This window comes from Sulfitobacter sp. KMM 9851 (assembly GCF_057178245.1).
The window spans coordinates 1,660,320-1,682,352 of sequence record NZ_CM169991.1; the positions used below are offsets into that span (position 1 = coordinate 1,660,320).

Here is a 22,033-nt window from a genome sequence, read left to right on the forward strand (position 1 = left end):
GTCATCCGCGTTCTGTGGCCCCCGTGTCTGGGAGTTCATGGAAAAGCCTGTCGACCACTCCGCCTCGAACAGCGCGCCCTGGGGCGTCATTGCATATCAATCCCAAAGACGGATGATCCGCCGGGATGCGGGCTTATGTGCGGATCAGCGGGCCAAGTCAAGCAGGTTTTGACCGGTTTGGTGGGCGCAGGGGCTAAAGGTCCTGCGCTGTCATGTTCATCGCTACGGCGCGACCCAGGGCATAGGAAATATCCTCGTAGGTCTGGCCAAAACCGTCAAAGAGTGCCGCGTTTACCGCGCGCCCGGCGTCAGTGTTGGAAAAGGCCACATAGCCCGACAGGTCATCGGCATCCAGCGGGGAATAGGCCATCAGCATATAACCGTAAAGCCATGACACTGTATCTTGTGTCACGCTGTCGATGTCCGCAGTGACGTCGCCCAGCAACTCTTCATCGCCGCCGCGCAGGGCGTCGCCATCGCGCAGACCCCGCATGAATTCAAAATTGGCGTTCAGCGCATTGGTGACATTGCGGTTGATCATGTCGCCGCTCTCAACCAACTCGGTGATCTGGGCGAGCCTCGGGGCGTCGCTGCCTTCGATTTCTGCATAGCTGGTGCGGGCCGCCGCTTCGACGTCGGGATGCGAAATGGCGGCGCGGGCGGTGTTTTCAAGCGTCACGATCTGCCGCCCAAGGTCCGATGCGTAAAACGCGATGGCGGCGTCCAGAGTGTCTGTGGTCAAATGCTCTTCGAGGGCGCCGCGCACCTGTTCAACCATTCGTCCGGTGTCATAGATCACCTCGACCTGCACCTCCCAGCCGGGGCCACCCTGCCCGCCCAGCATATCGGTGTTCAGCTCCTGGGCGTGGTCCATCCCCTCAGCGCGCATGATCTGAGCGGCGTTCTGCACACCCAGCAGGTCGACCAACACGGTCATGCGGGCGTCGGCAAGGGCGGGCCCTGCCATCAGCCACAGCAGCGCAGCCGCGACCAGCGCGCGCATCACAGGTCCTGACTGGGCTGCATCGCCGACAGGCGCGCCGCAACCGCCTCAAACCGGTTGGCCATGATTTCGTATTGTACCGCGTTCATGAGGGCATACACCTTTTGCATCTTGGGGTTTTCCAACGCTTCGGCATAGGCCAGCACCTCGTCATCCGAGAACGCCTGATATGTATAGGCGGCATTGGCCAGCGCATTGGCAGCGATAGAACGGCGCAGCGCGCCTTCTTGTTCGCGCATGGCCTCGCGCAGATCGGGTTCGTCCATCTGCAATTCGATGATCCCTGCCCCGGCTGCGGCCATCAGAAATCTGATCTGCACCTCCTGTATCGCCTTGATCGAGATGTCTTCCACATCGCTGGCAGTGTTGAGCCGCTGTAGCGCCTCCACCCGGTCGGAGCCGATGCGCACCAGACCGGCGATGATCTCGGCACCGACCTCGGCCTTCAGCCCGTCTTCCTCGACCATATGGGCCTTGTTTTCGACCGTAACGAGCCGCTGTCCCAGGTCACCGGCATAGAAATCTGCGGCATGATCGAGCAAATCATCGGCCAGGGTTTCGCCAAGGATATCCATCGCCATGTCGTGCATGTGGTCGGTATCGAACACCTCGGCCACCAACCGCGACCATTCCGATCCGAAATCTTCCGCCTCCAGCCCCAGCATTTGCGGTGCAGAATCAGCCGACAGGCGAATACTGTCGAGAGCGACATCAAAACCCGTTACCTCAAGAAACTGTTCCAGACGCATCTTGTCGGCCGCCTGCGCGGGCAGGCTAAGCGCCATTACGCATAGAAGAACAAGGGGAGCGGCAAGGCGACGGGTGAACATGCGCATGTTGGGGTCCAGTATAAGGGGTTTGTTCTGAACTTAGGCCATCATGGTGCAGGCGCAATGAAAATTCCCGTGTGACGCTTTCATTGGCAAAACCCCTCTTGCCAGTGCGGGCAATCGCGACTAAACGGGCCATCCTAGACCCCCGCGGAGAGGTGCCGGAGTGGTCGAACGGGGCGGTCTCGAAAACCGTTGAGCCTTCACGGGTTCCCAGGGTTCGAATCCCTGTCTCTCCGCCATTTCACCCTTACCGGTGCGGCAAAAAATTTCATTAAATCAATATATTAGACTCAGATCATAGCAAAGAGATGCGCAAAATTGCTACACATTTTGCTACACATTTTCTGATTTTTGCTGCGATTGAAGGCGGCGCGCTGACATCTGTAGCAGCAGAAGGGTCGCCAGCGCGCCTGATGCGGGGTGTCTAAACCTGCATGTTCGGTCAGGCTGCGGCGCGCAGCACTTGCAGAGCCTTCTCGGCACGAAGGAGGTCGTGCACAGCCGAAAGCGTTATGTAGAGCTCGATTAGCACTCCCAGTGCGTTGGTTAGCCGATCGGCCTCCGGCGTCAGACGTTCCATTCCGTATTCCTGTGTGTCGGACACGTTCTCCGCGCTGTGATCGTAATGCGTTTCAACATATGTCCCTTCGATGATCTCGGCATCGAGCACGCCCACCAGATCGTGCAGCTTTGCGAGAACGCCTTTGTCGAAGATCGCCCCACGCTGAAGGAGCGCCGCGAGCGCTTGGGCCTCGCGTTTAGGCTTCGGGGCAATGAGGTCGAGAACATCCTGTTCGATGCCCGTCGCAGCGGCGCGCGCAAGCGGGTAGCACGCGGCGGCCATTGGGGTAAGTTCTGTGCCCGAATTGAGTGGTAGTTCCATAGTCTTTATCCTTTGATGTTTGGGGGTGCGGGGTCGCTCGAAGGCGCGGTTCCCAAAAGGAAACCGCGAACTACGCGCGACTATCGTGCCCGATCTTCCCGGCGTTCTTCGTGCGCGGCTGCCTTTATATCAGCGTCGGCTTGTAATCGCGCGCGCACGGCATTCATCCGCTCGATCAGTGGCGGATCAAGACGGCCGATGAGCGTTCCGCTATCGTCGTCGTCATCGAAACCAGAATGATTAACGCTGACGATGATCCGACGGGCGCAGACAAAGCGCGACGGCCGCTTCAGGCCAGCTGCGTGGCAGGACCCCTTCTCCCCTACCCTGACTTCGTAACCGCGGTTAGCTTTGGTCGGCGCTGAGGTTCCATAGGCGAGTTCGATGAAGCAGGTTCCGCCTATGGTAAAGACGTCGAGAACCAAGCAGGGGCGACGTTTTGGCCTCGTGTCCGTTGATGCGTCGTATTCGACCGCGAGAGGATACCGGAACAAGACGACATCGCCGCGTTCGACAAGGTTCTGCCAATCAAATGCTGGCACGAAGGGTTGAGTGGATTGATACATCTGGGGTCTCCTGTGATGCGATTGGAAATCGACACCAGCTTTGGAGACCTAAAATGGCTCCAGTTTTGCTGCGCGTCACAAAGACCGCGCAGCAAAACTGGAGGCAAAATCCGGGAGAGCGGCGAGAGGGTAGGCCCTCTCGTCAAAATACGTTTAGAGGGCAAAGTGGGCGGAAAGCAGACCTTCGCTACAAAAGCAAAAAGGTCTCCTACAAGATGTAGATTATCTGGTTGTCGATCTAATGGCCTAAGTTCTTCTGAGGAATCGTTCAACAAGCCTAAAAGATTGATCTCCCACCTTCTGAACGGTCTGAAAATCGTAGTAGGCCGGAACCAAGGAAGATGCAGTCCAGCAATCGTGTAGATAGTCCCTGAATAGTGTTGACCGTTCAAAACGGTCCGATATCGATGATGAAGACGCGATTGATTGTATGGAGTCGCGAGCATTTTCATCAAAAATAGGTGTGTCAGTCGACATAGCATCCAAAAATGCGAACGTTCCGGACCATTGCCTGATATGGTAGTTGCCAATGGAAGTTGTACGAAAATGAAATGCGGACGGCGATACCTCGGGACCTACTGAAATCTCTCGATAGTGAGCATGGGGAGTTTCGATTAGTCTTTTCTCTGCAAGCGACCGCAATCGATGACTCGTTTGATCAGATGAAAATCCAAGCCCTCCCATTTCGTCGATGATCGCTTCACCATAGGTAAATCCATCATTATCACGTTTGCCAGAGTCTGAATTCAGGTAAGCAGTAATCAGACTGCCCAAAAAATGTTCTCTTGGGTCTGAAAAGGCAATGTCGTATAAATTTAGTGCATACAAAGAAGATCGCGGAGAATAGTAGGCATATTCACCCAGCAGCGCGTGCTTTGTAAACTCATGCAACGGGACCTTGTAGTCTCCAGATCGCTCTTCAATTTCTACGATCTTTCTTGAGTCAACATTTGGACTCCCAACAAAACTCGACACCAACTCCACAACTGATCGGGTGTTTCCTCCAGAGATATTTGATAGAAAATGCCGTATCTCTTGATTTGATTTAATTGCTCTCAGAGTTGCTTTTAAGAACGCAACAACGCTGGTTAAATTAAGTCGAACATTAGCCAAGCCTTGGAATTTTTGTGTTCCATCTGCGATACGTAGCGCGAATTCAATTCGTTTTTGGATCACCCTGTCGGCCGGGGGTGGCGAAATTGTTAGGACTTTGTTCCTGTAGCCGGAAAGCGCCCCTTTCTCCTTTGATTGCAAAAACGTGCTGGGACGTAAAGAAATGAAGACCAGCACACCTTTCAGTGTTGCTAACTCTTGAGCTATCAGAAATGCTTCCTGTTGTGTTTCAAATTTTCGTTGGTCAGAGTTGTCAACAAAAACGATAATTTGTTTATTTTGCTTTCCCGCCAAGAATTGCAAACATCGTGAAACGTATGTTTCAATCTTGTCAATATGGTCCTGCATGAATTTTAGTCTGGATTTCCGGTAGTCCATTTCATCAACGGACTTTAATTGGCCTGCCGGGCTCCTATCAAATTGTTCTAACTCTTTGCTCAAAACGCTCTCAGCAAATTTTGCGTCAAGGATTGAGATGCCATAAAGGGTTGAAAGATATTCTGGAATTGCATCAAGAACAAAGTCCTTAACACTTTTTGTTAGGTTAGCCTTAATCCCTAAATTCAAATGTAGCGTGATCGTATTTGACGTTTTTTCCTCCGAAAGGCCCATCATCAAGTTCTCGAAAAATGAGGTTTTTCCTACACCAACATCGCCCAAAAGAATGATTGGCTTGTTTGATGTAGCACCTAGCAATCCCCCATCTGAAATTGAAATGTCGCTTCTTCCCGAGGGCTTTTTGACCACTTCGAAAGCAGACAGAGAGCCTTGATCTGAATTTGCTCTTTGGTATCGCGCGTCGATGATATTGCGGCTAAGCATTAGATGTCTGTTGTTAGCCTCAATGGGCACATAACACTCATTGTAAAATGCTTTTTTTAACTCTGGCTCATCTTCGAGTTCTTCTAACAGCAATGAACTAATCGATTGGAGTTCTTGTTGTAGTGCATTGCGATAGCGAACTTTGAATGGTTCAGTAATGGAATCAGAAGCCTTAGGCGGAATCCTAAGATTCTTGTGAGCCTGAAGTTCGCGATTTGCCCTATTTTCCTGAACCCCTTCAGGCGATAGCACAGTCCAAAGGGTATGAAAGTTAGTCTTCATGTTCTCAAAGCCATTAAAAAAGAAGCAGTTTCCATCAAGTGGAGATGCCCCAGAGTTAAATGTTTGAAAAATCAAGATTTGTGGCCCGTTGCAAACAACAGAACACTGAGCTCCAAGCATCGTCGAGTATCCGATGACTTGAGTCATGGCCTCTTTGAGTTTTTTGGATGCGGCAACAAGAGGTGCTATTTTTCTGATCGAAACGTCCTTGCCTATTGGCAGATCACCGAAGTGAACGGATTGCTTTTTGGCCTCTAAGACAACCTTTGCCGGAGTTCCAAGGGTATAGTCGGCCCAGCCGTCGGCTCCATCTTTCATCTCAACGTTGAGGTCAGGCTTAGACCATCCAAGACACTCCATCAGTAATCGATCAACAAAGTGAAATCGGTTCTGAGCTTCGTTCCAGAAATTGGATTCTGAGGGCAATTCCTCAAGTATTTTTGATAGGTTAGCTAAACCATCGGTCATTTCAAACTTTGCCTGCATGGAAACCTCTTATTCTGAAATGACACGGTTAGGATGATACCCGCTCCCCGCTTAACTTAAAGTTATACCTTTGCATAAGGCACGTCACCCATATTAATCACAACTGCTAAGATGGGATGGTGATCGCAATTATGCTGTTTATCAGTATGTTAGAATGGCTTGCAAACGCCGCCTAAGAACACTCATTCATGAATTCTGCACTACCGCATCATTTTGGGGTTGTATATCCGGTTTGGGCCGTTTGCGCCTGCGCTAGCAAGTTCCGAATGACCGTCGGAGACGCCTGAGAGGGTGCAGGGACAGACGGCGAGTGGTCCTTGCCTTGGAGCGTCCAGAGAGGGAAGTCCCCTCTTTGGTCCCAGACGGACAGGCTGCCAGGGGGTGCAGGGGGAGTGGCGAACGACGACCCTGCGAGTGGGGATGAAAGGGGTGGGCGAAACCTCCCTTTCTCTGGCTGAAAGCCCCTTGAGGGTTTGGGAGAGTTGGACGTCTCCCAAGGTCGCCGCAGGCGGCCAGGGTCCAGGGGCTTGCCCCTGGCGAACGGCAGGCCGAACAGAGGTGCCGTAGGCGCCGGAGTGCGGGCTGTTTAGTGAGTAATCTCCCTCCTCCCCCGCTGAACTTTCTGCTCAAGATTCCTCACGACGCCGGAATCATCGACCGATGTTCTGATCTCATAGTCTGGAGATCAAAAATGGCGGCGAAAAAACACCCTGTAGTCTTGCGGTATGCGGGGATGGGTCCAAGCGATATCAGCGGATACGAGGCCCATCGCCATCGCAAGTATGGGGATCTTGGGCACATTGACCGCGACAAGCCAAAGCCACGGCTTCTGATCGGAACAGAAACCTGGGCGGAGGAAGCGCTGGCCGAAATCAAGCTGATCAAGATGGAAACCTTTGCCGCAGAGCTGACCGACTTGGATCGTCGCAACCGACGCAAAGACTTGAAGAAGCGCCGCATCGAAGGGCCGCGTGATCCTTGGCGCGCATCCCGGCATGGCCCGTTGCGGGAAGTCCTACTGACCGCCAACAAGGACTGGTTCGAAGAAACCGAGGACAGTGCTGAGCTATTCAATACAGCTCGAGAGAAGCAGTTCGAGGAGCGCGCTGTTGCTTGGTTGAAAGCGAATTTCGGTGATGATGTCATCCACGCCCGGGCGGATACAGATGAACAGGCGTATCACATCCATGCGGTGATCATGCCCCGCGCGACCGTGCATAAACACGGGGTGGAGTGCCGTGTGCTCCAACCCTCCATTCATCCGCTGATCAAGGATTACGAGGCGGCACAAGACAGCGTTGGCGCTTGGTTCAGCGAAATCGGCCTGGTGCGCGGGGAAGCCCGCAAGCAGGCGATCCGTGAGGCGCTGAACAACGGGAAAACCCCACCGGAAAAACGGCGCCATGTTCGCCCTGCGGAATGGCGGGCAAAGGAAGAGTTGCGGCTCGCGAAAGAGGCCGCCGATCTCGAAGTGCGCCGCCGTGAGTTGGAGGAGCGTGAAGACATCGCGGAAGACGTGATCGCCTATGCCGAAGCCGTCTCCGCTGGAGATATTGACGAGTTTGGCAAGCCGATCAAACCATCGACAAAGACAGGATCACCAATCACGCCCGACCGCAGGACCGGGTTCGGGTTTGCCAAAGCGCGAAAAGCATTTCGGGCTGTCGCAAAGAAGCTGGCGCTGAAAGCGACTGTCAAAGCGGAGAAGGCAGCGGAGGCGCGGCTTGCGACCGAGATTTCCGAGATCAAAAAAGCCGACGACACCATTCTCGAAATCGCCCGGCATCTACCAAAAGGGCGTCGCGGAAAGATTGCGGATTTGCGGCGCAAACTGACCGCCAGCATTATGGCGCTGGACCCTGCGTGTAAGGGAAGAGGACGCAAATCGGGACAGGAGCAAAGTGGGCCGGAATGATCGGGTTGAAGTATGAATTCGTCACATAAAAACTATCAAAATTTGTGTATTACCATTTAATATCAGTTGCTTGCAATTTTATACAAAAAACATGGCTTGAGAATTATCGTGCCGAAAAATGCGTTCCAATATTAAGGGTAATCGGAAGCAGCGGGACGGAAAACCCAAGGCTCCGGTTGAACGTAAACACTTAAACTGGAGCCCCAGATATGACCAAGAAACTGTCGAAGAAATCGTCCCGCAAAGTCAACAAAACGAAATTCGTTATGACTGAGGCAATGCAGCGCCGTATGGAATCCGCAATGAACACGGTCGCGCGCCATGCCGACAAAGATGCCCGCAAGCATGACAAAACACAGCGCGAGGCACGTGCCGCTTTTGGAGCCACGCTCGATGTCTGGATTGACTGTATGATGGAAGAAAATGTCGAAAAAATCGAAGATATTTTCTTCGAGTTCGCCTGCTTTGCAACGGCCACTAACCGTAACCGCATGCTGAAACACGCGCAAACGCCTGAAGGCGTTGCTAACCGTATCGACGCGCAGCTTGAGATCTGGAAAGCCGACGACGAGGCTGAGCGAGCTGCGGCTGCTGAAGCTGAACTGTCCGGTGGCGATCACAAGGGCGAATGAGCGTGCCGCCCCGTGTGCAAGGTCTCACGGGGCCACCTCCCATCGTTCAACGCGATGAACAGACTGTTTCCAGATGAAAGCATTATCAATTGCACCCTCAGCGCCTAAATATGCCTAACGAGCAACGGAGTCCGACATGTAGCCAGCCATTCCCCCGCCCCCGAAACCAGCCGCAAATCTGCGGTGGTGGGGTATGGAGTGCTATGTCTCAGAGACACACCGCGCGGACGACGGTTACCGAAATCGCCCACATCCACCCCGTTCGAAATTCCGCCGTGGAAATCCAGATCGACCGGGTCAAACGCGCCAGACAACAGATCGCTCAACAGATCACCAACGGCGAAGAATGGATGCTCCCCCTGCTCAAACGCTTCAACGCAGATCTCGAAGCGCTCGAAGAAAAACAAGACCTGCTCTTCCAAGCCGCCCAAATTGCAAACCACGCCGCCCCCATCAGGGCGGCGTGATGCGTTTTGTGAGATGAGGTGAAGGACGGCTCAGCGGGAAAAGATTGCTGATTTCTGAGATTACACCATTTGAGCTGGCTCACTGAAATACGCGATACTAATGAGAAACATATTTCACCAATATATATGATGGGCGACCTCTATTGATATTCCCCAGGGGAGAAACATTGCCTGTTGTCTCCAACGCATAGCGTTCCTACATCCATATCGTCTTTTAGCACTACGTACTTTCCATCTGGCGCAAGAGAGTGTCCTTCTGGGCTAATGTGCGTAACGTGAATATGATTTGGGACAGTAGTATCATACCCCCCCGTCACATGGAGGTCTTGAGCCGTGCCGATGCGCTGCCCTCTCAAAACACTTTCACCTACTTTAATGCTGCTTGAAGCGTATAGAATTCGAGAAATTATACCTTGGTTATTTCGAACCTCCACGAGCGCGAAGGGTTTGCTCGACATCTGCCGAACGCCGACGATCACACCGCTTACCGGAGATAAAACTGCATCGCCTGAGGCCGTGGAGTAGTCAGTTCCTCGATGCAGCCCGTATTGCGTACCTCGGGTTCTTCTGACGCCGACGATTTGCTGTATCCCTCGGTCGCTTCTGATCGCACCTTCTGATGTTACGTTACCAGGAAGAGTTGAAAACCATGTGATATCTTCTGGTAGCGCAGTTCCTCTTGGTGCTAAGATTATACCACCGATCGCCCACTTTTCATTTTCTTCTTCGGTATCTTGCCATTCCTCAAATGCTAGGTCAGTTTCCCAGCCAAAGATATCGGGTTGAGCCTCAGGAATTTCGGACGGTACTCCCTGACCGTCAGTTGCGGTTGTGCTTCCGTCATCGCCTACAGTTACGCCACCAGAAACGTTGCATCCCTCTCCGTCCTCCTTCCCTACAACTGTACAGATGAACTCGGAAAACTCTTCGCCAGTTTGAGTGATTATGTGAATAGTGTCATCAGCGGCTTCGTCTACGACGTCAGCGACGTCTTCGACAGCTTCATCAACAATATCGGCAGAATCCTCTATTACGCCCCCGATTGTCCCACCTATCTCGCCGCCGAGGTCTCTTATGGGGGCTGTTACACAATGATGTGGATGGCTCCATTTACAGTGGGCCAAAGAAGTATTTGGAGAAAGTGAGAGAATGGCAATTAGAAAAAAATATCGCACCGATTATCCTTCCATATAAAATTTAGTGATGTCTATTATTGGGAAAGTCTATCACGAACTAGATTTCTCACCAACCTAAACGAGAAACTCGGGCTATGAAGGGGCTGACATTGGCGCTCAATACGACTTCCGCTACTTGGAGCCGAAATATTTTTATCCCTGTACCGTTTGCTGGCGGGTAGTCTTGTTCTCTGCGATTAGTTCAAGTGCTCCGGCACTTTCAGCATGACGCTCTGAGCAAGCTCCTGCTTTCGCGCTAAATCCATTGCGTCCCCATATACGGGGCGACCGCGGATGACCTTCACGCTGTGACCCATCATTTCACCGCTGACGTCCATACGCTTTGTCGCGTTCAATATTCGGCTCTCCCAAGTGTGGCGCACTCCCCCGATTGTATGCCGATCGGACGGCAGCAGGCCATTGCTGCGAAGGAATTTGTTCATCGTGCCTGAGTAGTTGCTCTTACCTCTGTATCGCGGAAATCCGTTCGGATGGCGCTTGGCTGCCGCGAGGGCGACGCCGACGAGAGGCACCAACCGCGCGGATGAACTGTTCTTTATCTCTCTCCGGTCTTCACCCTCTTCAAATGCGAGTTGTAGGTGGGGTATAGGGTGATCCAGCACAATAGCACTTGCCGGAAGGTCGTGGATTTCAGACTGCCGGCACCCGGTTTCGATAGAGATCAGCAGGATGTCCCGCGCCTCCGGATTCGTGGCGTCGAAAGCGCCTGGCGCAAACCACTTCTCGGTAATCCAATCTATCGGGATTTCCAATTTTCGTGTTTCAACCTTGTATCGATCCTTGAGGTTTACACGACGGTATGGCTCTGGCGGATTGGGTTTCGCGATGCCCTCGTAGTAACGACGAAGCATCCCGGCCATGTTTGCGAAGTCCTTGTTGGCACTTTCCATAGAAAGCCCCTCGGCGGTGATCTTCTTTTGCCACCAAGCCTTGTGCTTTAGGGCCGCAGAGTGGTCGATCTCTGACACAAACACATCCTTGCCACCCAGAGCCGTCATCAGGTTGGCAACGGCACGTTTGCGCGGATTGCGCCACAAGCGCAGCTGGTTTTCGCTTTTGTATCGGTTCTCGTGTGCCGCAAGGCTTTCAACTTCATCGACAAGCCCCGAGAGCATCAGCGCGGGCTCCTCAATCGCCCCAAGGAGGGCTTTTACCGTCTCGGTGGCAGGATCGGCGCTGGCAGTTTCTACGCGGCCCAAAATCTCATCCAGTGGTGCGTTCAGGAGATCGGAGAGCGGGCGGTAGGCAAACCCTCTCGCTTGCGCAATCTTCTGCGCTGCGCGGTAAGCGCTGGCCTCGTCTGGTCGCTCTTTTATGACTGTCATTTCTTCAAGCTCGGCAAGCAGTCTTGCTTTCATATCGGGCAACATCTCACGGGCACGCCGTTCACTATCGGTCTCGAGGCTGCGATGAATTTCTTTGCGACCGGCGACTGCGAGATACCGTTTCGGCACCCGCATCCGAAAGTGCCAAGTGTTCCCCCGTTTGATCAATCCAGCCATTTGTGCCACTCGCTTGTATTATTGCTGCCGCGTGTCACGGATCAGCGCATTGCAACACAATTTGCTACACTTTCTTGCTGGCCGTTGAAATGGGTAAATGACCTAAGTGCACTGAAATTATAGTATTATTTGGAGATTAGAGATTAAGTATGAATCCCTGTCTCTCCGCCACAATTCCGGTTAAGGAATTGTATTTATTTCAAGATTTAAGGGCGGATTGTCGTTTGCATGTCGCGAGAATGGCTAGAAACAAGGGATCGTCGATTTAAGTCGATCACGCATTCGTGAGGTTCACTAGCGATGCAGGTCATACCTCTCCGTCAAGAGTTCCAATCTTTCGTATGGAACGACGCAGTTTCTTGTGCATCAACTTCATACCCGCAGGATCACCGTCAATAGAATTTGGGGCGTTGGCACGTAAGACGACCCGAAATTCATTCTCCGGTGAAAAGTGCTTGGGCTTTGTGAACATAGTTCTCAGATAGTCTTCAGTAGTCACATCCATCCCGCTGCCTTCATAAACCGACGGAATGGAAATTAACTTTTCTGTTTGCCCATATTTGACAAGGCTATGAAGCAAATACTCTTTTGCTGGAAGTGTAGTGTTCCATAACGGTGTTCTTGGTGCCTCCAAACTGACAGCGTCTAAGAAATCAATCAATTCGATTTCTGCAAAATGCGTAAGCTTTGAATTTCCTTCGTATTGTGTTTCACCCACACTAATCGCACCATTTTTTATATCTAGGTGCTGCTGACGAGAATATGCTCCCCACGAAGCACAAAAGACAAAATCGTTGAATTCGTGCGTCAATATTATGTCGGTCCCATTGCCCTCGAAGTGGCCGTCGGTAATGGTTATGCCACCTATTTTGACGCTCTTGGCATGACCCGTTTCAAAATTATGTGTAAGTTCGACCATGCCCTCTCGCCTATCAGAGAAGCGCGGCTCCACTACCACATCATCCTCTTTTTTCTCAATCATGCGGTATCGCTTTAATGTGCCAAACCAAAAACTTCCGCGCTGATAATTCTCCAACATGTCTGCTTCGAAAAATTTGGTTATTTTGGGCCGAACAAACGGCGGCTTTGGCATTAGATTTTCCCCTTCGAACACGGCGTGTGGCTAAAGATAGGCTAAGCTAGCGGCTATGAGAACGCACTAAATCGTCGAAATTTGCCGCCAACGACAGGTAAGATGCCATCAAAGGTGCAGACCAACGGAGGAAGCAAATCGGTGAACGCCCCCTGTACAACGACAGACATGTTGCGTTTAGGCGGGGGCGGTGTGCGTGGGGCAAACCCACACGCAACCTAGTCCAAGACTAAAGCCCCTCGCAGTGAGACGATCAATTTTTCGGGTTACGTCACTTTGACGATATCGCGCGAGAGGCCGGACAAAATTTCTGGCCCGCTGTCGCGGAGGATCACAATATCCTCAAGACGAATGCCGAAATCCCCATCCAGATAGATCCCCGGCTCGATCGAGAACACATTGCCTGCCCGCATCTCGGTGGTGGCGGTCGCGCTGATATAGGGGGGCTCGTGAATGTCGACGCCAAGGCCATGACCGGTGCGGTGCAGAAACCTGTCGCCATACCCCGCAGCCGCAATCGTATCTCGCGCGGCGCGATCAATGCGCGATGCGATGGTACCGGGGTGAGACGCCGCAAGTGCTGCTTGCACCGCGTCCTCGACGATCTCTGCAACCTTGAGAAATTCTGGCGACGGTGTGTCGCCAAACCAGCCGCAGCGGGTCATATCAGACGGCGCGCCGTTCAGGCGGCATCCGGTGTCGATCAACACGGCCATCTCGCGCGTCAGTTTGGTATCACCGGTATGGTGGTGTGGATACGCCGCATTTCGGCCAAATCCAACGATGGTGAACTCTGGTCGCGCGCCGTTTGCCTTGTAATGGGCATGGATTGCAGCCTGCACGTCGCGCTCGGTCACACCTTCGGCCAGGGCAGCAAATCCGGCCATGGCGGCGGCGTCGTTCAGGCGCGCGCTGGCGCGCAAGGCCTCGTATTCTTCATCATCCTTTATTTGCCGCAGCAGCCCCACTGTTTCGGCCGCAAAGCTGCGGCGCGGTGCGTCTAGCGCATCGAGCAGCAACAGGGCAAAATCCGCACGCATGGCTTCGTCTATGGCAACAGACAGGCCCGCGACAGTGGCCCCGCACTTGTTCAGCAGCGCGGCCAGTGCCGTGTCCGGGCCGGTGTCGTCGGCCCAAGTATGAAATGGCAGGTCTGTGTCCTTGCGCGCCGCGTCGGCGTTCAGGCCAGGCATAAGAAACCCGGCGTAATCCTGTGACACCAGCAACATCACCGGGCGCTCATCGCCGTGGGGGTCCAGCCCGGTCAACCAACGCATGTGGCTGGTCGGGCCAATCGCTACGAGATCGGTGCCGGTGTCGCGCATTTTGGCGCGCAGGTTCTTCAGGCGGATGGTCACGGGGGATGTTCCAGTTCATTGATATTGGCGTTCAAAGGGGCCACTCGGAAAAGCGGCCCCCCGTTGGTCACGACATGATCAGTCTTTTTCGACCAGGCGGTAGAACACGAAGTCCGACGTTGCGCCGTTGACATAGCCGGAGACGTCACTGTCCATCGCCACCTGATAGGCGGCCTGGAACATGATCACGATTGGGCTTTCTTTCTGCACGGCCTTTTGCAGTTCGACGTACTGGCCCAGACGCGCATCAGGATCAGGCTCGGTCAGGGCGCCCATGGTCAGCTTGTTCAGCTCTTCAGGCACCGCCCAAGCGTTCCGCCAGGTGGTCGTTGCCTGATAATTCTCGTCCGAGTTGTCGGAATTATAGGCAAAGGCCTTGGCATTGGAATGCGGGTCCATGAAGTCGGGGCCCCAGTAAAGCAGCATCGCGGCGTGGGTCCGCTCGCGGTACTTGGTAATGACCTGTGCGCCTGTGCCCGGCAGAATCTCAAAATTGATCCCTGCGTCAGCAAAGCTCGCCTGAAGCGATTGCGCCATGTCGGTAAAGGGCGCGGCGTTGATCACGTCAAGTTCAACGGTGATCGGCAGTTCGACGCCGGCATCTGCCAGAATCTGTTCGGCTTTTGCAGGATCATAGCTGTAGGGCGTTTCCTCAAGCGCGCCGGGGAAGCCTTTGGGCCAGAACGCCTGATGAATTTCCATCTGACCAGCAAGGAAGCTGTCGGTCATGCCGGAGTAATTCACAAGATAGCGGGCAGCTTCCCAGACGGCGGGATCGGTCAGCTTGTCGTTCTTTTGGTTGAACGACAGGAAATGCACGGCGGCCTGCGGGAACGACGCAACAGTGATGTCGTCGCTGGTCATCCCGGCGATCTGGTCTGGCGTCAGGTTGCGCGCCATGTCGACGTCGCCCTGCTCCAACAACAGCTGCTGGGTCGCGGCCTCGGCCACGTGCTGCAAGATCACCCCTTCCATCTGGGGCGCGCCCTTGAAGTAATCCGGATTGGCGGCCAGACGTACCAGCTCCGCAGGGCGGAAGGTCTGGAGCGAAAACGGGCCAGACCCGGCGCTGTTTTCGTTCAGCCAGGCGTTGCCCATATCACCGTCGACCTCATTGGCCATGACGGTTTCCATATCGACAATGGAGGCCGGCCGCGCGGCCAGCACGTTCAGCACAAAGGCGGGGGAAAAGTCGCCTTCATATTTAACCGTGACCGTATTGCCCTCGGCTGTGATCATCGCGTCGACGTTCTCGGGCGTCCAGCCGAGTTGTGCCAGAATGAACGCCGGCGTCAGGTCAAGCTTGATGACACGCGCAAGGCTGCCGGTCACGTCCTCTGGGCGCACCGGATTGCCGGAATGGAACGTGGCACCTTCGCGCAGGGTAAAGGTGACAGTTTTGGCGTCGGCGTCGGTTTCCCAGCTTTCCGCAAGGCCTGCGGCCAGCACGGTTGGATCTTCGGCGTCGTATTGGACCAGCCGATCATAGATGTTGGTGACCAGTTCACCGCTGGTGAATTCATAAGCCTGTGCGGGGTCAATCGCGACGATGTCGTCGATGTTCTGCGCCACGACGAGCAGGTTTGGCGGGGTTTCCGCCAAGACCGGTGCAGCCAATGGCAGGGCCATTACGCTGGCCAGTAGGGCAGTTCTCAAGGTTTTCATTGTGTCTCTCCTGTTGGGTTCGTTTTACGGGTTTTTAACTCACTTGCGCATCAGCACGCTTAGCGTGCCGGTCCAGATCAGCCGTGCGGGCGTGTCGCTGCGGTTGGCCCAGCTGTGCGGGGTGGCGCCGCTGTAGTGCAGCGCGTCCCCTGCCCCCATCGTCAGCGTTTCAGTGCCAAGGGTCTGTTCGATCTCGCCCTCCAGCACCATGACGATCTCTTCGCCTTCATGGGTTGCCACCTCGGACTCGTAGCCAGGCGGCACCATCATGATAAAACTGCTCAGTTCAGAGCCCGGATAATCGTTGCTGATTGCCTCATAAGACATGGCCGATCCGGGCAGGGAAAATTGCGCTCTCTCGCTGGCGCGCGACAGGGCGGTTGCGGCGCGCGGGGTCGTGATGAAATAATCCAGATCAACATCAAGCGCCTGCGCGATCTGCGCCAAAGTGCCAAGCGATGGCACCGCCTTGTCGGTTTCGACCTGACTGAGATAGCCCACGGACAAACCAGACAGCTCGGCCACCGTCTTTAGCGTCAGCGACAATTTGCGCCGCCGTCCGCGGATGCGGGGGCCCAGCACGGCTGGCGTCTGCCGCGATGGGTTGAGCGCGCGATTCTCGGCTTTGTCCGGCTGATCCTTCACACATCGCCCCCCTTTTTATGGTTTCAGTCAAAAAACTTTTTTAGATGTAAGCAAAACTTTTTGCATTTGCCAAGTGATTTCCCTAACGTCCGGCAAAACTGACCTTGGCCCCAATCGACGGGGCCGGACCAATGAGGACCGTCGCGCCATGTCATCCACTTTCAATTCTTCGCTGACGCGACTGGCAGAGTTTGCCCGCTCTCTCGGCGGGTTTGCGGTGATCACGGCGCTGACCTTTTTAGGCCTGCTGGCGATCACCTTTTTCATTGGGCGGGTGGTGCCGATTGACCCGGTTTTGGCCGTCGTCGGAGACCGTGCCACCAATGCGCAATATGAAACGGCGCGCATTGCCATGGGACTGGATCGCCCCTTGTTCGTGCAGTTCCTTTCCTACGTGGGCGATGTTTTGCAGGGTGATCTGGGCACATCGGTGTCTACCGGACGCCCCGTGGCCCAAGACTTGATCCGCGTCTTTCCCGCCACGCTTGAGATGGCAACAATCGGCATCATTATCGGCGTTCTGCTTGGCGTGCCGATGGGCGTCTATGCCGCCGCCCGTGCCGGAAGCTGGTCGGACCAGATCATCCGGGTATTGGCGCTGCTGGGCTATTCGGTTCCGGCTTTCTGGCTGGGTCTGGTTGGCTTGGCCGTGTTTTATGCCGGGCTCGGTTGGGTCGGCGGGCCGGGTCGAATCGACGTGTTCTATGACGGGCTGGTGAAACCGGTCACGGGTCTGCTGCTGGTCGATTCGCTGCTGGACGGAAATATGCAGGTGTTCCGCAACGCGCTGCACCGCATCATCCTGCCCGCCACGATCCTCGGCTTCTTTTCCCTTGCTTATATCGCGCGGATGACACGCAGTTTCATGCTGGACCAACTTAATCAGGAATACGTCACCACCGCCCGTGTCAAAGGCGTCAGCGAAACGCGCGTGATCTGGGCCCACGCCTTTGGTCCCATCCGCGTGCCTCTTATCACCGTCATCGGCCTCAGCTATGCGGGATTGCTCGAAGGATCGGTGATGATCGAAACCGTGTTCTCATGGCCGGGCATCGGTAATTATCTGACCACCGCCCTGTTCAATGCCGACATGAACGCCGTTCTGGGCGCCACCCTCGTGATTGGCGCGGTATTTATTCTGATCAACAAAGTGTCGGACGTGCTTTACCGCGTTCTCGACCCGAGGAGCCGATAATGCACGCATGGTTAACCTCTGACAGCCCCGTATCGCGGATGCAGGCCAACGCCGGGCGCGCCTATCTCGCGGGCGGTCTGATGTTGCGCAATCCTTTGGCGGTAACGGGTGCTGTGATCATCGGGCTGCTGATCTTTACCGCGATTGCAGCCCCCCTGATTGCCCCCGAAAGCCCGGTGGGTCAGAACCTCGCCGACCGTCTACTGCCCCCCTCCTCCGATCACTGGATGGGCACTGATGAGTTGGGCCGTGATATCTTCTCCCGCGTCGTCTACGGCTCGCGCATTACCTTGATGATCGTGGCGTTGGTCGCGGTGATCTCAGCGCCGCTGGGGCTCGTGATTGGGGCGATTTCGGGCTACTTTGGCGGCTGGACCGACCGGATCCTGATGGGGCTGACGGATGTGTTTCTGTCGATGCCCAAGCTGATTATGGCGCTGGCTTTTGTCGCCGCCCTTGGCCCGGGTATCGAAAACGCGATCATCGCCATCGCGATCACCGCCTGGCCCGCCTATGCGCGCATCGCACGGGCCGAGACGTTGACCTTTCGCAACGCTGAATTTGTCTCGGCAACCCGTCTTTTGGGGGCGTCGCATACGCGGATCATCTTTGCCCATGTGCTGCCGCTGTGCACCTCGTCGATGATTGTTCGGGTGACACTGGACATGGCGGGGATCATCTTGACGGCGGCGGGCCTTGGCTTTCTCGGCTTGGGTGCGCAGCCACCCCTGCCCGAATGGGGCGCGATGATCTCGCGTGGGCGGGTGTTCATCCTTGACCAGTGGTGGGTTGCGACGATGCCGGGGCTGGCGATTATTCTTGTCTCGTTGGGCTTTTGTTTCCTCGGCGACGGGCTGCGCGATGTCCTTGATCCCAAATCAGCGGGGAAATCATGACCAAACCCCTCCTCTCGGTGCGCGATCTGCGCGTAAATTTCCCGACCCCGCAGGGCCGCGTTGATGTGGTCAAGGGCGTATCGTTTGATCTGGGGCAAGAGCGCCTTGGCATCGTGGGCGAAAGTGGCTCGGGTAAATCCATGACAGGCCGCGCGATCCTGCGGCTGATCCGGCCGCCGGGCCGTGTCACAGCCGAAAAAATGGAGTTTCAGGGACAGGACCTTTTGTCCCTGTCCGAGCGCAAAATGCGCGCCCTGCGCGGCGCCCGCATTTCCATGGTCATGCAAGACCCGCGCTATTCGCTTAATCCGGTGATGACCATCGGACGCCAGATCGCAGAAGCCTTGCGCGTCCATGAAAAGCTGTCGCACAGCGCGACCCGCGGGCGGGTGCGCGATATGCTTGAGGCGGTGCAGATCAACGATCCCGACCATGTGGCCAATATGTATCCGCACGAAGTGTCGGGCGGCATGGGCCAGCGGGTAATGATCGCGATGATGTTGATCCCGAAGCCGAAGATACTGATCGCGGATGAGCCGACCAGCGCGCTGGACGTCAGTGTTCAGGCGCAGGTGCTGGACTTGATTGATAATTTGGTGCGCGAACAGGGCATGGGGTTGATCCTGATCAGCCACGATCTTCAACTGGTCGCCCGCTACTGTGACCAGATCCTGGTGATGAACGCAGGCCGCGTGGTTGAACGCTGCGCCGCCCGAGAGTTGGACCGCGCAACACATCCTTATACCCGCGGCCTATTGGCCGCCGTGCCGCGCATGAATGAAACGCGCGACACATTGCCGACACTGGACCGCACCACGTGGGAGGGCACATGACAGCCGCGATTTCACTCAACAACCTCGATATTTCCTACAGCGGCAAACGCGTCGTCCAAGGCGTCAGCTTTGACGTGGCCAAAGGCGAAAGTTTTGCTTTGGTCGGCGAAAGCGGCTCTGGCAAATCGACTGTGCTGAAAGCCATCGCAGGGCTTGCGCCGGAATGGTCCGGCAGCATGTCGATCCTTGGCAAACCGCGCGGGCACGGGCCAGACAAGGGGCTGGCCACGACGTGCCAGATGGTATTCCAGGACCCTTACGGCTCTTTGCATCCACGTAAAACCGTCGATGCGGTGTTGTCGGAACCACTGGCGATTCACGGGCTGGGCAACCGTTCGGAGCGGATTGAAAAGGCGCTCAGCGATGTCGGGCTTGATCGGCGCTTTCGCTTTCGCTTTCCGCACCAGATGTCGGGCGGTCAACGCCAGCGCGTCGCAATCGCCCGCGCCCTGATGCTTGAGCCGAAGATCATGCTGTTGGACGAACCCACCAGCGCGCTGGATGTCAGCGTGCAGGCCGAAATCCTGAACCTGTTGAAAAGACTGCGGGCCGAACAGAACCTGACCTATCTTCTGGTCAGCCATGATTTGCCCGTCGTCGGTTTTATGTGTGACCGCGTGGCAGTAATGACCAAGGGTCAGATTGTCGAAATCGCCCCCGTTTCGGCGCTGCACCACGGCGAATTCACCCACAGTTATTCACGAAGCCTCTATGCCGCCAGCGGCGGCTGACCCGAAGGATGCCCCTATGACGACCTCCCCCCTTACGCAGTTCAATGACGCCCTGTCCGCCGCGACAACCGCTGACGCAGCACAGGCCGCGTTGCACAAGCTGGCCGATACGCTGATCGGCGCCAAGCTGTTTACGGTAATGACCGTAGACATGGCCACCGAACTGGCCAGCCGGTCCTACACCAGTGACCCGAAAAACTACCCCACCTCGGGCACCAAACCGATCACCCGCAACAGCTGGTTCAATCAGGTGCATGACGGGCACGAGATGTTTGTGGCAAACACCCTCGCCGACATCGCCGACGTGTTCCCCGACCACGAGTTGATCGGCAGCCTGGGCTGTGGTGCGGTCATCAACCTGCCGGTGATCCACAAGGGCGAATTGATTGCGACGGCCAATATGCTTGACGCTGAACATCACTACACGCCCGAACGCCAGAAGATTGCCGCAGATCAGTTGACGCTGCCCGCATTGGCGACCCTGCTTACCGTCGCCCAGCTTGCCGCGACATGAGGGATGCACATCGTTCCGTGCAGCACCACTGAGGCGGGTCGCTTACGTTCATATCAAAGCCAAAAACGCCGCATGTGATGCGGCGTTTTCGCGTTTGTCTGGTCGGCGGGGTTCAGCATCTGCGCTTACTTGGCCGCCAGAAAAAACGGCAGCCGAGCAGCAGCGTTTCTGTACCATGTCACGACCTTGCGGCGTTCATCTTCTTCCATAAAGGACACGTTTGCGGGCGGCATTGCGTTGGTCACGCCGGCCTGCAAGTAGATCTGCCGCGCGGCGCGGGCGATGTCTGACGGCGTTTCCAACAGCAGCCCCTTGGGCGCGCGACGGATGCCGTCGTAGAACGGTTCGCGCGCGTGGCACATGGCGCAGCGGCCCGGCACGATATCTGTCACCTCCGCAAAGCCATCGGCGCTGGCAAAAACCTGTTCAAGGTCGGTCAGCGGGCGCGCCTCCGCCTCCTCCAAACTGGGCTGCATCAAGGGTGCTGTGGACAGCCACATGATGGCCACAAACAACAGCGCGGTGGCCCCCCATGTCCAATGCGGCCCTTTGCCTGTGGCGTGCATGGTGTTGAAATAATGCCGGATCGTGACCCCCATCAGAAACACCAACGCTGCGATGAGCCAGTTGTATTCTGTGGCAAATGCCAGCGGGTAGTGGTTCGACAGCATCAGGAAGATGACAGGCAACGTCAGGTAGTTGTTGTGGGTCGATCGCAGCTTGGCAATCTTGCCGTATTTCTGGTCTGGGGTGCGGCCCTCTTGCAGGTCCTTCACCACGATGCGTTGGTTGGGCATGATGATAAAGAACACATTTGCCGTCATGATCGTGGCGGTAAACGCGCCAAGATGCAGCAAGGCCGCGCGGCCTGTGAAGACCTGATTATACCCCCAGGCCATGGCCACCAGCAGCACGAATAGCAGCACCATCAGCACAGTTGGTTTGTCGCCCAGGCGCGATTTGCACAGGTAATCATAGATGATCCAGCCCAGCGTGAGCGAGCCTGCGGAGATCAGGATGGCCTGTACGGTGGTCAGATCAGCCTTGGCCAGATCAATCAGGTAAAGCTCGGCCCCCGCCCAGTAGACCACCATCAGCAGCGCGGCACCTGATAGCCATGTCGAATAGCTTTGCCATTTGTGCCAGATCAAGTGGTCGGGCATGTTTTCAGGCGCCACCAGATATTTCTGGATGTGATAAAATCCGCCGCCATGCACCTGCCATTCCTCGCCAAAGGCGCCGACGGGCAGATGCGGTACCTTACGCAGCCCCAGATCCAGCGCGATAAAGTAGAATGACGCCCCGATCCAAGCCATTGCGGTGATCACATGCACCCAGCGGATGGCAAAACCGATCCAGTCCCACATGATGGCGATGTCGTTCATAGTGCATGTCCTCCTTGA

20 protein-coding genes and 1 tRNA gene are annotated in these 22,033 nt (G+C 55.4%); 9 read left to right on the forward strand and 12 right to left on the reverse strand.

Going from position 1 to position 22,033, the window contains the following annotated elements:
* Positions 1–193 precede the first annotated feature (193 nt).
* Positions 194–1,003, reverse strand: coding sequence for a DUF2059 domain-containing protein (locus AC1965_RS08165; RefSeq protein ID WP_483886784.1), 810 nt, complete (start codon positions 1,001–1,003; stop codon positions 194–196).
* Positions 1,003–1,788: a DUF2059 domain-containing protein gene (locus AC1965_RS08170; protein WP_483886785.1), complete on the reverse strand. Its 786-nt coding sequence runs from the start codon at positions 1,786–1,788 to the stop codon at positions 1,003–1,005. The genes AC1965_RS08165 and AC1965_RS08170 overlap by 1 nt, the downstream gene beginning before the upstream one ends.
* A 197-nt stretch (positions 1,789–1,985) precedes the next feature.
* On the opposite strand from AC1965_RS08170, the gene AC1965_RS08175 reads away from it, so the two are divergent.
* A tRNA-Ser gene (locus AC1965_RS08175) sits at positions 1,986–2,075 on the forward strand.
* Between the two features lie 203 nt (positions 2,076–2,278).
* Here AC1965_RS08175 and AC1965_RS08180 read toward each other — a convergent pair.
* The 3 genes from AC1965_RS08180 to AC1965_RS08190 form a co-directional block, all read right to left on the reverse strand.
* On the reverse strand, positions 2,279–2,719 hold the full coding sequence (locus tag AC1965_RS08180; protein ID WP_483886786.1) for a hypothetical protein: 441 nt from the start codon (positions 2,717–2,719) through the stop codon (positions 2,279–2,281).
* Between the two features lie 80 nt (positions 2,720–2,799).
* Positions 2,800–3,285, reverse strand: coding sequence for a hypothetical protein (locus AC1965_RS08185; RefSeq protein WP_483886787.1), 486 nt, complete (start codon positions 3,283–3,285; stop codon positions 2,800–2,802).
* Between the two features lie 246 nt (positions 3,286–3,531).
* A complete protein-coding gene (locus tag AC1965_RS08190; RefSeq protein WP_483886788.1) occupies positions 3,532–5,988 on the reverse strand; it encodes a hypothetical protein in 2,457 nt (818 codons plus the stop codon).
* Between the two features lie 691 nt (positions 5,989–6,679).
* Between AC1965_RS08190 and AC1965_RS08195 the strand changes: the two genes are divergently transcribed.
* From AC1965_RS08195 to AC1965_RS08205, 3 genes are all read left to right on the forward strand, one after another.
* Positions 6,680–7,903 (forward strand): plasmid recombination protein, encoded by a 1,224-nt coding sequence (locus AC1965_RS08195; protein ID WP_483886789.1) that lies wholly within the window; start codon positions 6,680–6,682, stop codon positions 7,901–7,903.
* A 209-nt stretch (positions 7,904–8,112) separates the two neighbouring features.
* Positions 8,113–8,535 (forward strand): hypothetical protein, encoded by a 423-nt coding sequence (locus tag AC1965_RS08200; protein WP_483886790.1) that lies wholly within the window; start codon positions 8,113–8,115, stop codon positions 8,533–8,535.
* Between the two features lie 203 nt (positions 8,536–8,738).
* Positions 8,739–9,002 carry a hypothetical protein gene (locus AC1965_RS08205; RefSeq protein WP_483886791.1) on the forward strand — a complete coding sequence of 88 codons (264 nt, stop codon included), beginning with the start codon at positions 8,739–8,741 and terminating at the stop codon, positions 9,000–9,002.
* Between the two features lie 140 nt (positions 9,003–9,142).
* Here AC1965_RS08205 and AC1965_RS08210 read toward each other — a convergent pair whose 3' ends face one another.
* The 6 genes from AC1965_RS08210 to AC1965_RS08235 all read right to left on the reverse strand — a co-directional run bounded on the left by AC1965_RS08210 (position 9,143) and on the right by AC1965_RS08235 (position 16,461).
* Complete coding sequence (locus AC1965_RS08210; protein WP_483886792.1) at positions 9,143–10,177, reverse strand: M23 family metallopeptidase; 1,035 nt, start codon at positions 10,175–10,177, stop codon at positions 9,143–9,145.
* A 197-nt stretch (positions 10,178–10,374) separates the two neighbouring features.
* Complete coding sequence (locus tag AC1965_RS08215) at positions 10,375–11,700, reverse strand: DUF6538 domain-containing protein (RefSeq protein ID WP_483886793.1); 1,326 nt, start codon at positions 11,698–11,700, stop codon at positions 10,375–10,377.
* A gap of 307 nt (positions 11,701–12,007) precedes the next feature.
* On the reverse strand, positions 12,008–12,793 hold the full coding sequence (locus AC1965_RS08220) for a hypothetical protein (RefSeq protein WP_483886794.1): 786 nt from the start codon (positions 12,791–12,793) through the stop codon (positions 12,008–12,010).
* A 266-nt stretch (positions 12,794–13,059) separates the two neighbouring features.
* On the reverse strand, positions 13,060–14,118 hold the full coding sequence (locus AC1965_RS08225; protein WP_483887008.1) for a M24 family metallopeptidase: 1,059 nt from the start codon (positions 14,116–14,118) through the stop codon (positions 13,060–13,062).
* 111 nt (positions 14,119–14,229) lie between these two features.
* Positions 14,230–15,816, reverse strand: a complete 1,587-nt coding sequence (locus tag AC1965_RS08230) for an ABC transporter substrate-binding protein (RefSeq protein WP_483886795.1) — start codon at positions 15,814–15,816, stop codon at positions 14,230–14,232.
* A gap of 39 nt (positions 15,817–15,855) precedes the next feature.
* Positions 15,856–16,461, reverse strand: a complete 606-nt coding sequence (locus tag AC1965_RS08235; RefSeq protein ID WP_483886796.1) for a helix-turn-helix domain-containing protein — start codon at positions 16,459–16,461, stop codon at positions 15,856–15,858.
* A 148-nt stretch (positions 16,462–16,609) separates the two neighbouring features.
* Between AC1965_RS08235 and AC1965_RS08240 the strand changes: the two genes are divergently transcribed.
* From AC1965_RS08240 to AC1965_RS08260, 5 genes are read left to right on the forward strand one after another with little or no spacing between them, the layout of a single operon-like run.
* On the forward strand, positions 16,610–17,656 hold the full coding sequence (locus tag AC1965_RS08240) for an ABC transporter permease (RefSeq protein WP_483886797.1): 1,047 nt from the start codon (positions 16,610–16,612) through the stop codon (positions 17,654–17,656).
* Positions 17,656–18,552, forward strand: coding sequence for an ABC transporter permease (locus AC1965_RS08245; protein WP_483886798.1), 897 nt, complete (start codon positions 17,656–17,658; stop codon positions 18,550–18,552). Before AC1965_RS08240 ends, AC1965_RS08245 begins: the two co-directional genes overlap by 1 nt.
* Positions 18,549–19,385 carry an ABC transporter ATP-binding protein gene (locus AC1965_RS08250; RefSeq protein WP_483886799.1) on the forward strand — a complete coding sequence of 279 codons (837 nt, stop codon included), beginning with the start codon at positions 18,549–18,551 and terminating at the stop codon, positions 19,383–19,385. The genes AC1965_RS08245 and AC1965_RS08250 overlap by 4 nt, the downstream gene beginning before the upstream one ends.
* Positions 19,382–20,116: an ABC transporter ATP-binding protein gene (locus AC1965_RS08255; RefSeq protein WP_483886800.1), complete on the forward strand. Its 735-nt coding sequence runs from the start codon at positions 19,382–19,384 to the stop codon at positions 20,114–20,116. Before AC1965_RS08250 ends, AC1965_RS08255 begins: the two co-directional genes overlap by 4 nt.
* Positions 20,117–20,132: 16 nt before the next feature.
* The gene (locus AC1965_RS08260) at positions 20,133–20,630 is read left to right on the forward strand and encodes a GAF domain-containing protein (protein WP_483886801.1); all 498 of its coding nucleotides are present in this window, start codon (positions 20,133–20,135) and stop codon (positions 20,628–20,630) included.
* 125 nt (positions 20,631–20,755) lie between these two features.
* On the opposite strand, the gene AC1965_RS08265 is transcribed toward AC1965_RS08260, so the two are convergent.
* A complete protein-coding gene (locus tag AC1965_RS08265; protein ID WP_483886802.1) occupies positions 20,756–22,015 on the reverse strand; it encodes a urate hydroxylase PuuD in 1,260 nt (419 codons plus the stop codon).
* Positions 22,016–22,033: the final 18 nt, after the last annotated feature.

Coding starts and splice junctions, on each gene's coding strand:
- AC1965_RS08165 (WP_483886784.1), bottom strand. CDS start 1,003: ATGCGCGCGCTGGTCGCGGCTGCGCTGCTGTGGCTGATGGCAGGGCCC.
- AC1965_RS08170 (WP_483886785.1), bottom strand. CDS start 1,788: ATGGCGCTTAGCCTGCCCGCGCAGGCGGCCGACAAGATGCGTCTGGAA.
- AC1965_RS08180 (WP_483886786.1), bottom strand. CDS start 2,719: ATGGAACTACCACTCAATTCGGGCACAGAACTTACCCCAATGGCCGCC.
- AC1965_RS08185 (WP_483886787.1), bottom strand. CDS start 3,285: ATGTATCAATCCACTCAACCCTTCGTGCCAGCATTTGATTGGCAGAAC.
- AC1965_RS08190 (WP_483886788.1), bottom strand. CDS start 5,988: ATGCAGGCAAAGTTTGAAATGACCGATGGTTTAGCTAACCTATCAAAA.
- AC1965_RS08195 (WP_483886789.1), top strand. CDS start 6,680: ATGGCGGCGAAAAAACACCCTGTAGTCTTGCGGTATGCGGGGATGGGT.
- AC1965_RS08200 (WP_483886790.1), top strand. CDS start 8,113: ATGACCAAGAAACTGTCGAAGAAATCGTCCCGCAAAGTCAACAAAACG.
- AC1965_RS08205 (WP_483886791.1), top strand. CDS start 8,739: ATGTCTCAGAGACACACCGCGCGGACGACGGTTACCGAAATCGCCCAC.
- AC1965_RS08215 (WP_483886793.1), bottom strand. CDS start 11,700: ATGGCTGGATTGATCAAACGGGGGAACACTTGGCACTTTCGGATGCGG.
- AC1965_RS08220 (WP_483886794.1), bottom strand. CDS start 12,793: ATGCCAAAGCCGCCGTTTGTTCGGCCCAAAATAACCAAATTTTTCGAA.
- AC1965_RS08225 (WP_483887008.1), bottom strand. CDS start 14,118: ATGCGCGACACCGGCACCGATCTCGTAGCGATTGGCCCGACCAGCCAC.
- AC1965_RS08230 (WP_483886795.1), bottom strand. CDS start 15,816: ATGAAAACCTTGAGAACTGCCCTACTGGCCAGCGTAATGGCCCTGCCA.
- AC1965_RS08240 (WP_483886797.1), top strand. CDS start 16,610: ATGTCATCCACTTTCAATTCTTCGCTGACGCGACTGGCAGAGTTTGCC.
- AC1965_RS08245 (WP_483886798.1), top strand. CDS start 17,656: ATGCACGCATGGTTAACCTCTGACAGCCCCGTATCGCGGATGCAGGCC.
- AC1965_RS08250 (WP_483886799.1), top strand. CDS start 18,549: ATGACCAAACCCCTCCTCTCGGTGCGCGATCTGCGCGTAAATTTCCCG.
- AC1965_RS08255 (WP_483886800.1), top strand. CDS start 19,382: ATGACAGCCGCGATTTCACTCAACAACCTCGATATTTCCTACAGCGGC.
- AC1965_RS08260 (WP_483886801.1), top strand. CDS start 20,133: ATGACGACCTCCCCCCTTACGCAGTTCAATGACGCCCTGTCCGCCGCG.
- AC1965_RS08265 (WP_483886802.1), bottom strand. CDS start 22,015: ATGAACGACATCGCCATCATGTGGGACTGGATCGGTTTTGCCATCCGC.